Annotated in this window: 2 protein-coding genes; both read right to left on the bottom strand. The window is 39.3% G+C overall.

Annotated elements, in window-relative coordinates; translation table 11 throughout:
* Positions 1-799 (bottom strand): aminotransferase class IV (locus tag AC1DND_RS26560; RefSeq protein ID WP_477585689.1); only part of this gene is annotated, 799 nt, incomplete at its 3' end.
* Between the two features lie 3 nt (positions 800-802).
* Positions 803-1,831: an RluA family pseudouridine synthase gene (locus AC1DND_RS26555; RefSeq protein ID WP_477585687.1), complete on the bottom strand. Its 1,029-nt coding sequence runs from the start codon at positions 1,829-1,831 to the stop codon at positions 803-805.
* Positions 1,832-2,027 lie beyond the last annotated feature (196 nt).

Genomic DNA, 2,027 nt, shown 5'->3' with positions numbered 1-2,027 from the left:
CGTTAAAATAACGCTTCCTGCCGTAACCCATTACCCATTGAATGCCTTGCGTTGCGTTGGTAATAAACACTTCTTCGGCTTCTTTTAATATTTCGGGATTGATCTGCGCTTCGATTAAAGGCATATCGTTCATTTTGCACAACTGCATAATGGCCGTACGCATTACACCGCTTATACAACCTTCAGCTAGCGACGGCGTATAAATCTGTTTGTTATATACGACAAAAACATTGGCACTGATACTTTCGCAAAGAAAGCCATATTGGTTCAGAATCATTGCCTCATCCAAACGGTTTTGGCTTTTAAAAATTCCGGCCATGACATAAAGCAGCGCATTGGCTGTTTTAAAATTCGAGAGTTTATTAACCGGTTTGGTCATTTCATCAAAAACATCAATGATCAAACCTTTGCTGTTCAACTCGTATGTGGATGCTTTTAAGGGAATACCTTCTAAAATGTAACCTGCTTTATTAATTTCGGGTGTATAAACGCCAGCTCCACCCCTGTATACAGAAAGGCGAAAACGGACATTGCCATTCCACTTGTTCCTTTTGGCCAGGTCGGCAGTTTTTTGGCGCAGAAAATAATCGTCCATTAAAGCATGACCGTCAATTTTAAGCGCTTTCATGCCAGCCGTTAATCTATCGGCATGTAAATCGGCAAATTGCAGCTTATTATTAATCATCCGCATGCTTTCGAACAGTCCATCGCCAAATTTGAAGCTTCTGTTCGAAGCCGTTAAAATCGGGGCATCTACCGCCTGAAATTCATCATTAAATAAAAGGTACTCCTGAAGCATATTTTATGATGTAGCGATATAATTTTCCCATTTGGTTAAGCCAGCTTTAAAATCGGGTGGCAATGACGATTCAAAATACATATACTCTTTAGTGCTGGGATGGATAAAACCCAAACTTTGTGCGTGTAAAGCCTGACGGGGCAGCAATTCAAAACAATTATCTACAAACTGTTTGTACTTATTAAACGTAGTCCCTTTTAAAATCTTATCTCCACCGTACATTGCATCGTTAAAAAGTGGATGACCAATATGTTGCATATGCGCCCTGATCTGGTGCGTACGACCTGTTTCTAACTCACAACTGATCAAAGTAACGTAACCCAAACGTTTTAATACTTTATAGTGCGTTACAGACCATTTTCCTTTTTCTTCATCATCATAAATATCCATCACACGGCGATCCTTCACACTTCTACCAATGTAACCGGTTACCGTTCCATCGTTTTCGATATCGCCCCAAACCAGTGCAATATATTTACGGGTAATGCTGTGGTCGAAAAACTGACGTGCAAGGTGTGTAATCGACTTTTCATTTTTACTGATCAGCAATAAACCCGAGGTATCCTTATCAATGCGGTGCACTAGGCCTGGTCGGCCATCATTGCCAGGTAACTGAGGCAGTTGCTCAAAATGGAATGCCAAAGCATTAACCAAAGTTCCGGTATAATTATTAAAACCGGGGTGTACAACCATTCCTGCAGCTTTATTCACCACCAAAAGATCACTATCCTCGTAAATAATATCAAGCGGTAAATCTTCAGGATAAACTTCGGTATCGCGCGGTGGGTGAGGTAAAACGATAGATATTTCATCATAAGGTTTAACCTTATAACTCGCTTTGATCTGTTTCTGGTTAACCAATACATTACCTGCATCAATTGCATTTTGAATACGGTTTCGGGAGGCATTTTCTACGCGCACCATCAAAAATTTATCGATACGAAGCAGCGATTGCCCCTTATCTACAATAATTTTTAAATGTTCATATAATTCCTGTTCTTCTGATTCCTGCAATTCGACCACATTTTCCATGGCGCAAAAATAAACTTTTAACTTCAAGAATTTTTCAATGATTGCAGTTTTCGAAAAAACAGCCTTATCTTTACTCACAATCAAAACATTCTAAATTTTCTATATGAAAAAATGCTACGCTTTAAAGGCCATATGTGCCTTATTTTTATTAGTGATGACTCAAAAAGCAAGTGCCCAACAAGATGTTGGAGACTTG

It is taken from the genome of Pedobacter sp. 01N416 (assembly GCF_056399685.1).
Note: the sequence above shows the minus strand (reverse complement) of the source record. Positions and strands in the feature narration are given on the sequence as shown.

Excerpts from the sequence above, each read along its gene's own strand:
- AC1DND_RS26555 (WP_477585687.1), bottom strand. The coding sequence starts at position 1,831 with ATGGAAAATGTGGTCGAATTGCAGGAATCAGAAGAACAGGAATTATAT.